This is a genomic window from Kitasatospora sp. NPDC004531 (genome assembly GCF_053602195.1).
Genome location: NZ_JBSGDD010000094.1, coordinates 19,739 through 27,164, shown reverse-complemented (window position 1 = coordinate 27,164; position 7,426 = coordinate 19,739). Strand labels below are relative to the sequence as shown.

Annotated in this window: 8 protein-coding genes; 3 read left to right on the top strand and 5 right to left on the bottom strand. The window is 74.4% G+C overall.

Annotated elements, in window-relative coordinates; translation table 11 throughout:
* Positions 1–64 precede the first annotated feature (64 nt).
* Positions 65–1,411 (bottom strand): choice-of-anchor A family protein, encoded by a 1,347-nt coding sequence (locus tag ACWEMJ_RS28370; protein WP_452139959.1) that lies wholly within the window; start codon positions 1,409–1,411, stop codon positions 65–67.
* A 170-nt stretch (positions 1,412–1,581) separates the two neighbouring features.
* Here ACWEMJ_RS28370 and ACWEMJ_RS28365 point away from each other — a divergent pair, with 170 nt between their 5' ends.
* Positions 1,582–2,241: a 4'-phosphopantetheinyl transferase family protein gene (locus ACWEMJ_RS28365; RefSeq protein ID WP_452139958.1), complete on the top strand. Its 660-nt coding sequence runs from the start codon at positions 1,582–1,584 to the stop codon at positions 2,239–2,241.
* Between the two features lie 15 nt (positions 2,242–2,256).
* On the opposite strand, the gene ACWEMJ_RS28360 is transcribed toward ACWEMJ_RS28365, so the two are convergent.
* A complete protein-coding gene (locus ACWEMJ_RS28360; protein WP_452139957.1) occupies positions 2,257–3,042 on the bottom strand; it encodes an inositol monophosphatase family protein in 786 nt (261 codons plus the stop codon).
* A 93-nt stretch (positions 3,043–3,135) separates the two neighbouring features.
* On the opposite strand from ACWEMJ_RS28360, the gene ACWEMJ_RS28355 reads away from it, so the two are divergent.
* Together ACWEMJ_RS28355 and ACWEMJ_RS28350 are read left to right on the top strand one after the other, a co-directional pair.
* Positions 3,136–4,116 (top strand): Lrp/AsnC family transcriptional regulator, encoded by a 981-nt coding sequence (locus ACWEMJ_RS28355; RefSeq protein ID WP_452139956.1) that lies wholly within the window; start codon positions 3,136–3,138, stop codon positions 4,114–4,116.
* Between the two features lie 29 nt (positions 4,117–4,145).
* Positions 4,146–4,382, top strand: coding sequence for a DUF2277 domain-containing protein (locus ACWEMJ_RS28350; RefSeq protein WP_043913756.1), 237 nt, complete (start codon positions 4,146–4,148; stop codon positions 4,380–4,382).
* Here the strand turns inward: ACWEMJ_RS28350 and ACWEMJ_RS28345 are convergent.
* From ACWEMJ_RS28345 to ACWEMJ_RS28335, 3 genes are all read right to left on the bottom strand, one after another.
* Positions 4,351–4,836, bottom strand: a complete 486-nt coding sequence (locus ACWEMJ_RS28345; RefSeq protein WP_452139955.1) for a hypothetical protein — start codon at positions 4,834–4,836, stop codon at positions 4,351–4,353. The two genes, ACWEMJ_RS28350 and ACWEMJ_RS28345, sit on opposite strands and share 32 nt — an antisense overlap.
* 251 nt (positions 4,837–5,087) lie before the next feature.
* Positions 5,088–6,719 carry an isovaleryl-CoA dehydrogenase gene (locus ACWEMJ_RS28340; RefSeq protein ID WP_452139954.1) on the bottom strand — a complete coding sequence of 544 codons (1,632 nt, stop codon included), beginning with the start codon at positions 6,717–6,719 and terminating at the stop codon, positions 5,088–5,090.
* Positions 6,719–7,315, bottom strand: a complete 597-nt coding sequence (locus ACWEMJ_RS28335; RefSeq protein ID WP_452139953.1) for a TetR/AcrR family transcriptional regulator — start codon at positions 7,313–7,315, stop codon at positions 6,719–6,721. The genes ACWEMJ_RS28340 and ACWEMJ_RS28335 overlap by 1 nt, the downstream gene beginning before the upstream one ends.
* Positions 7,316–7,426 lie beyond the last annotated feature (111 nt).

Sequence of the window (7,426 nt, the reverse complement as noted above, 5' to 3'; positions counted from 1 at the left end):
ACTCCGAACTCTCCCGGGAACTGGAGGAGACCAACCGCGGCGTGGTCGCCCTCTACGCCGTGGGTCAGTGGCGGCGGCCGCGGCGCGCCAGCACCACGCCGACCGTGCCGAGGCCCAGCAGCACCGCGGCGGCGCCGGCCACCGGGCCGACCAGGTCACTGCCGGTGTTCGCCAGCGGGCCCCCGGGCTTGTGCCCGTGCTCCGGCCCGACGTGCTCGCTCTCCGTCGGCTCCGGCGTCCCGGTGGGCTCGGGGCTCTCCGACTCGGTGGGCGTCGGCGACGGGCTCTCCGACTCGGTCGGCGAGGGCGACGGGGAGGGGCTCTCGCTCTCCGACGGCGACGGGCTCGGGCTCTGCCGGCAGGTCGGCAGGTCGCCGTTGAACGGGTAGGCGTGGAGCTCCGTCCCGGCGGTGCCGGTCTGCAGCAGGTCGCCGGCCAGGTAGACGCGGCCGTTGGTGCCCGGGTTGGACAGCGTGACGGTGCCCGCCGGGTTGCCCGCCATCACGGAGCCCTGGAACTGGGCGTTGCCGCTGATCGTCGCGTTCGTGGCGGTGGGGAAGTTCCACATCAGCAGCGGCTGCATGTCGGTGAGCTGGTCGCCGGGGAAGCCGGTGCCGGTGTTGGTGCGGATCAGCACCGGGTCCGGGCCGACCATGTTGACGATCACCGTCGCGCCGGCCGGGATGCCCGTGAACACCATGTCGGCGATGGCCGTGTCGCTGCCGATGTTCCGGTCGACGTTGAAGATCTGCCGCATGCTCTGGCCGTCGCCCGCGAAGGTGTACAGGTTGCCTTCGACGCTCAGCGTGCCGGTGGCGGTCTGCTCGGCCATGCACGCCGAGTTCTCCTCGATGACGGTGGTCAGGCCGCGGAACGGGTCGATCGCCGCCGGGTCCTGGCGGGCCGCGCCCGGGCCGGAGAACTCGACGAGGCCGTTCAGCGTGGTGCCGTAGGCCAGGTTGCCCCAGCGCGCCGGGTCGCCGCCGCCGATCTGCACCCGGTTGCCGGTGACGATGTCCACCGCGCCGCCGACCGTCACGTGGTCGCTGCCGGCCGGCGGTGTGACCTGGGAGCCGACGCCGACCACGCCCATGTTGAACAGGCCGCCGCCGGCCTTGTCGACGGTGAGGTCCTTGACCGTGACGACCTTTCCCTCGACCTCGGCGGCCCGGCCCTGCACCGTGTAGCTGCCGCCGACGAAGACGTTGATCGTGTTGTCGACGCCGGCCTGCGGACCGTTGTGCGGCGGCACCGGGAAGGCACTGGGACAGGTGCCGGAGCACGGACCGAGCGGCGGCGCCAGCTGGTCCGCCTGACCGATCGACGCCAGAGAGACCAGCGGGGTGGCGGCGAGCGCCGCCACCGCCGCATACCGGACCAGCCGGTTCTTGGGACGAGCGCCGTGTCGCACGGACACCCCTTTCGTTGACGGTGGGTCGGCCGAGGACAGCCGACCCCCGCCAGCAAAGTGGTGCACCCTCATCAAAAACGGCCATCACACAAGCGACCCGCACGAGAATCACTCGAACGGGCTAAGTTGCTGGTGCACCGACGACAGCGCCCGCCCGGACGAGGAGAACTGTGTCGAACCACCCGCTCGCCCTGCTCGCCACCACGGCCGAGGTCCTCGCCCGCCCCGACGCCGACGAGAAGCTGCTCACCGACGTCGAACGCGAACGCGCCGACCGCTTCCGCCGCCCCGGCGACCGCGACGACTTCGTCGCCGCCCACCTGCTGGTCCGCTTCTGCGCGGCCGCCCACCTCGGCATCGACCCCGCCGACCTCTCCTTCGGCCAGCAGTGCCCCGGCTGCGGCCGCACCGGACACGGCCGACCGCTGCTCACCGACCGCCCCGACACCCACCTGAGCATCTCCCACACCGGCGGGACCATCGCCGCCGCGGCCGGCCCCGTACCCATCGGCGTGGACGTCGAACACCTCGGCCCGCGCAACAGCGACCCGGCGGCGCTCGGCCACGTCCTCAGCCCCGCCGAGGCCGAACTCGTCCGCCACCACCCCGACCCGACCCTGGCGTTCCTGCGCCAGTGGGTGCGCAAGGAGGCGCTGATCAAGCTCGGGCGGGCCACCCTGGACCGGCTGCCCGAGATCGACCTGTCCGCGCTCCCCCTCGACCCGCCCGCGCTGCACCGGCACGAGGACCTGCACTTCCTCGAACTCACCACCGACCGCGTGGTGTTCACCGCCGCCGCCACCCTGCCGCCGGCGCTCGGCACGCTCTGACCCGGCGGCCCTCCGTCACACCGGCCGCAGCACGTCCAGGAGTTCGCCGTGCACACCGGGCGCGGCGGCGACGAACGACGCGGCGGACGGCGTCCACGGCCGGCCCCCGGCGTCGGTGACGGCGGCGCCGGCCTCGGCGGCCAGCAGGGCGCCCGGGAGGAGGTTGGCCGGGTCGGCGCCGTACTGCCAGAAGAACGCCAGCCGGCCGGCCGCGACGTGGGCGACCTGCAGCGCCGTCGGGCCGAGGTTGCGGACGGCGAGGACGTGCGGGAGGACGGCGGTCAGCGAGGCGCCGGCGGCGTGCAGGGCCCGCGGGTCGCGGGCCACCAGCGGCGGCTGCGAGGTGGCGGCGACGGCGGTGGACAGCGTGCCCCGGCGGGGTGCGCAGGGCCGGCCGTTCAGGCGGGCGCCGCCGCCCGCCGTCGCCGTGTGGGTGGTGCCCAGCAGCGGCGCGTGCACCACGGCCAGCACCGGCGCGCCGTCGCGCAGCAGGGTCGCGGTGACCGCCCAGTACGGCAGCGCGCTCAGGTACTGCACCGCGCCGTCGGTGGCGTCGCACAGCCACCACTCGCCCCGGCGCGGCACGTCCCGCGCCCACTCGTCGTCCAACCAGCCGGCCCCGGGGCGCAGCGCGGTGAGCCGTTCGCGCAGCAGTGCGGCGGCGGGCCGGTCGATCGCCTCGAACGCGGCCCGGGCCTGCCGCTCGGTGGCGGCCTCGACGGGCTCGGCGGGCTGCCGGGCGCGCAGCCGGGAGCCGACCTCGCGCAGGGCCGCCTCGGTGCCGTTCAGGATGTCGTCCACGGGGTTCTCCTTCGCCGGGGTGGGCCCCAGGAGTACCGTCGTTGCGACGCTTCGGGACGTCACCGGGGCTGGATGCGACGGGAATCGGACAGCATGGATGTCTCTGCGGCGGATCCCGCCACGGTGCTGGACGCGCTCGACCGGCAGCTGGTGCACGCGCTGCAGGTGGACGGGCGGGCCGAGAGCGGGCGGATCGCGCAGGTGCTGGGGGTGTCGGCGCGCACCGTGACCAGGCGGCTGGGCCGGCTGCTCGGGACCGGCGCCGTGCGGGTGGTACGGATGCCGGACACCCGGGCGGCGGCGCTCGGCGCGCTGCTGCTGCGGGTGCGGGTGCTGCGCGGCCGGGTGGACGCGATCGCGCTGGCGCTGGCCGCCCGGGAGGACGTCCCGTTCGTGGACGTGATGCTGGGCGGGCAGGAGGTGTCGGCGGTGGTGCTCGGCGGCGCGGCCGCCCGGGACCGGCTGCTGTACGGGCAGCTCCCCGCCACCGACGCCGTGCTGGAGTCCACCGCGCACGCCGTGCTGCACCTGTTCGCGGACGCCTCGGCCTGGCGCTGCGGCGCGCTCACCGCCGAACAGGAGGCCCTGCTCGCCCCGCCGCCGCCCACCGGCCCGCCGCCGGAGCCGGACCCGCTGGACCACCGCCTGCTCGACCTGCTCGCGGTGGACGCCCGCCGCTCGCACGCCGCGCTGGCCGCCGCCTCGGGCGCCCCGGAGTCGACCGTCCGGCGGCGGCTGCACCGGCTGGCGCGGGGCGGGCTGCTGCGCACCCACGTGAGCGTGGACCCGCGGCTGCTGGGCGCCGCCGTGGACGCCAACCTGTGGCTGGAGGTGCCGCCGGGCCGGCTCGCCGCGGCCGGCGAGGCGCTGGCCCGGCACCCGCAGGTGCACGGCGTCCTGGCCACCGGCGGGCCGACCAACCTGATGGCCGCCGTGTTCTGCCCGGACCACGAGGCGCTGTACCGCTTCCACACCGAGGTGCTGGGCCCGCTGGGCGTCCGCCGGGCCGAGACGGCGATCGTGGCGCGCGCCGTCAAACGGGCGGGCGTGCGGCTGCGGCAGCTCCCCGGCTGACTGTCGGCGGGGCGGAGCAGACTGGAGGCATGTGCCGAAGCATCAAGACGCTCCGCCCGCCGATGACGCCCGACGCCACCCCCGAGGACGTGCACGCCGCGGCGCTCCAGTACGTCCGGAAGATCTCCGGTTTCCGGGCACCCGCCGCCCACAACCGGGAGGTGTTCGACGCGGCGGTGGCCGCCGTCGCGGCCGCCACCGCCGAACTGCTGGCCGGCCTGGAAGTGCGCGGCGTCACGCCCCGTTCGTCGACCCCGGCCGGATGACCATCAGCACCAGCACGACCGCCCACAGCAGGTTGAACAGGCCCGCGGTCATCGGCAGCATCTTCAGCATGCCGGTGGCCCGGGCCGTCTCCGCCTCCCGGTCCTCGGTGGCGTCCAGCGCGTCCACGGTCGCCTGCTGACCGGGCAGCACGAACAGCAGCAGCACGGCGGCGGCGATGCCCGTCAGCACCATCGACGCGATCAGCCAGGCGTTGCCCAGCACGTGCATCGCCTGCGCGGTGCCGATGCCCAGCAGCGGCACCGCAATCCCGATCAGCGCGTAGATGTTGCAGATCCGGTGCAGCAACCGCACCGACGCCTGCGCCGACGCCTGCGCCGGCCCCTCGGCCAGCGCGGCCTTCGCCTTCCGCGGGAACATGCTCACCGCCACCGCGACCGGACCGACGCACAGCACCGCGACCAGCAGGTGCAGACTCAGCAGGAACTTGGCCATCGGCGGCGCAACCCTTCCAACCACGGAACGAAATCGTCCGCCACGCTAGCAACCCTTATCCCGGAGGCCCCCGCCGGAAGGGCGCGAAAGGCGGGAGGGCGCGAAACGCGGGTGGGCGCGAAAACAGGGGCGCGGGGAACTGCGCGAGCCGGGAGGCGCTCAACCGCAAGATCGCGACGCAGAGCAATGACCTGCACGTGATCGCGCCCTTGCGGAAGTCGGCGCTCCCCTCTTTTCGCACCCTTCCGTTCTCAGGGCAGGTCCGGAATCCGGTCCAGGATCGCTGCCGTGTCGAGGCCCGTCGGCAGGGTGCCGTAGGCCAGGCCCGCGCGGCCGGCGAGGCGGGTCGCGGTGAAGGCCTCGGCGACGGCCGGATCGCCATGGCGCAGGAGCAGGGACGCCTGGAGGGTGAGGGCGAGGCGTTCGACCAGGTGGCGGGTGCGGTATTCGAGCTGCTCCGAGTCGGCGAGGTCCTTGCGGAGGTCGGCCACGGCAGTGTCGAAGTGGCGGTCGAGTCCACTCGCGGCGTCGAGTTCGGCGAACACCGCGGCGACGCTCTCGGGCTGGCGGGCCATCGCGCGCAGCGCGTCGAGCGCGGCGACGTTGCCGGAGCCCTCCCAGATGGACACCAGCGGGGCCTCCCGGTACAGCCGCGGCATGCCGGACTCCTCGACGTAGCCGTTGCCGCCCAGGCACTCCAGGGCTTCGGCGGCGTGGCCCGGGCCGCGCTTGCACACCCAGTACTTGGCGACGGCCAGCCCGAGCCGGCGGAACCGGGCCTCCTGCTCGTCGCCGGCCAGGGCCCGGTCGGTGGCCTCGGCGAGCCGCATGGCGATCGCGGTGGCGGCCTCCGACTCGACGACCAGGTCGGCGAGGACGTTGCGCATCAGCGGCTGCTCGACCAGCGGCCTGCCGAACGCGTGCCGGTGGCTCGCGTGGTGCAGGGCCCGCAGCGCGCCGTAGCGCATCGCGGAGGCGGCGCCCGTGGTGCAGTCCAGGCGGGTCATGTTGACCATCTCGATGATGGTCCGCACTCCGCGTCCCTCCTCACCGACCAGCCAGCCCACCGCGTCCTCGTACTCGATCTCGGCGGACGCGTTGGACTTGTTGCCGAGCTTGTCCTTGAGCCGCTGCAGCCGCAGCGCGTTCCGGCTGCCGTCGGGCAGCACGCGCGGCAGCACGAAGCAGGACAGGCCGCCCGGGGCCTGGGCGAGCGTCAGGAACAGGTCCGACATCGGCGCGGAGGTGAACCACTTGTGGCCGACCAGCCGGTACGTGCCGTCGCCGGCCGGCACCGCGCGGGTGGTGTTGGTGCGGACGTCCGAGCCGCCCTGCTTCTCGGTCATCGACATGCCGGCGATCAGAGCGCGCTTGCCGTGCGGCTCGCGCAACCCGAAGTCGTACTCCCGCGCGGCCAGCAACGGCTCGTACCCGGCGGCGAGTTCGGGACTGGTGCGCAGCGCGGGCACGGACGCGTACGTCATCGAGATCGGACAGGTGTGCCCCGCCTCGACCTGCCCCCAGACGTAGAACTTGGCCGCCCGCGCGGTGTGCGCGCCCGGCCGGTCGTCCTGCCAGGGCGCGGCGTGCAGGCCGTACTCGACGGCCGTGCGCATCAACTCGTGCCAGTACGGGTGGAATTCGACCTCGTCCACCCGGTGGCCGTAGCGGTCGTGGGTGCGCAGCACCGGCGGGTTGTCGTTGGCGAGCCGGGCCCAGTCGGCGGCCTGCTCGGTGCCGGCCAGCCGGCCCAGCCGGTGCAGTACGTCGGCGGCCCACCCGGCTCCGGCCCGCTCCAGCGCGGCCAGCAGCGTCGGGTCCTCGGCGACGTCGTGGCCGTACGGGTCGGGCACCTGGTTGGTGACCTCGTGCGTGCTTGCCATCAGTGCCCTCCCAGGGCGCGCAGGGTGAAGGTGACGAGCTCGGGCAACACGTTCTCCGGCGGCTGCCCGTCCGCGAGCGGCCCCACCAGCGCCTCCCCGACCGCACCGACGATCGCGGCGGCGGTCAGCCGGGCGGGCTGGGCGGGGAGTCGGCCGGACGCGACAGCCTGCTCGATGCGACGGGCGATCAGGTCGCGGAACGCCCGCCGGAACACCAACCGCTCCGCCTCCACCACCCGATCGGCGGGCTCGACGAGCAGGGCGTAGGCCAGCCGGGGCGACCTCAGCGCCCTCACTGCGAAGGTCGCCACCACGGCGGCGACCCCGTCCAACGGGTCGGCGGCCCGCTCGGCGGCCTCGGTGACGGCGTCGATCTCGCGGCCGCAGACCGTCCGGAACAGCGTCACCGCGAGATCGGCCTTGCTGTCGAAGTGCTGGTACATGCTGCCCGTGGCGATCCCGGCCCGCTCAGCCACCGCCGCCATCGAACACCCGGCATACCCCCGCTCCCCCAGCAACCCCACCGCCGCCCGCACCACAGCCTCCCGCTGCCCGTCCAGCCGGGCTTGCACGGCGGCGGTGCGTCGATAGGCCATACCAAGGATTGAAGCACCGATTCAGCTCTTCAGAAAGAGCACGAGCGCCCCGTCCGATCTCGGGGAACGGTGGAGGCCCCGTCAGGGGCTCGGGGAACGGCGAGGGCGAGC